1 protein-coding gene is annotated in these 990 nt (G+C 39.9%); it reads right to left on the bottom strand.

The window, feature by feature from the left end; all coding sequences use genetic code 11:
- Positions 1–956: group II intron reverse transcriptase/maturase (ltrA, locus tag D8787_RS11250; protein WP_125423879.1), on the bottom strand; the 956-nt coding region annotated here is incomplete at its 3' end.
- Between the last annotated feature and the right edge of the window lie 34 nt (positions 957–990).

Below are 990 nucleotides of genomic sequence, written 5' to 3'. Positions count from 1 at the left end.
AAATTCAGTTGTTCAATACGTCTTGTTAAATCTACACTCCACTTCCTCTGTGTTAGTTTCTTCAATTTAAGCTTAAATCTCCGAACACTATCTTGATGGGGGCGACTTTTCCAACCAGCTGATGATTTCCAGAACCCGAAACCTAAATATTTCAACTCTCTTGGTCTAGTAATCTTAGTCTTGGTTATGTTTACTTTCAAACCTAGCCGTTTCTCAATAAAACGACTGACTGAATACATCACACGCTTAGCGGCAGCCTCGCTTCCGACCGTAATCACGCAATCATCTGCGTAGCGCACAAATCGAAGTCCCCTCTTTTCTAATTCCTTATCCAATTCATTAAGCATGATATTGGATAAGAGAGGAGATAAATTTCCTCCCTGTGGTGTGCCAACTAGCGTTTTATGACGCTGACCGTTAATGATAACACCTGAATGAAGATACTTACGAATCAAGGATTCCGTATCTCCGTCTTCGATAATGTTATGTACTAAGGACATCAATCTATCTTGAGGAACTGTATCGAAAAATTTCTCTAGGTCTATATCCACTATCCACTCATAGCCATCGTTAAGATACTCTAGTAGCTTGATGATGGCTTTTTCACATGACCTATTTGGTCGGAACCCATAACTCGTTTCAGAGAAATGGGGTTCACAAATAGGGCTAATGACTTGAATAATGGCCTGTTGAATCATTCTATCCATAACCGTTGGAATTCCTANNTGACGNATNCCTCCNTTTGGTTTAGGAATCTCAACTCTGAGAACTGGTTGAGGCTTATATTTTCTCTGTTTCATCAGTTCCTTAGTCAGGCGCCAGTTTTGTCTGAGATAATTATCCATCTCTTCGATAGTAATTCCATCAATCCCAGCTGAGCCCTTATTGGATTTTACTTGATTGTAGGCTTCCAGCATATTTTCGCGTGATAATATCTTATCTAGCAATTTTGACATGTGCGTATTCCTTTCTTGTTTTGGTGCCTGAGGG

The organism is Streptococcus mitis, assembly GCF_003944325.1.
Taxonomy (GTDB): Bacteria; Bacillota; Bacilli; order Lactobacillales; family Streptococcaceae; genus Streptococcus; species Streptococcus mitis_CW.
Note: the sequence above shows the minus strand (reverse complement) of the source record. Positions and strands in the feature narration are given on the sequence as shown.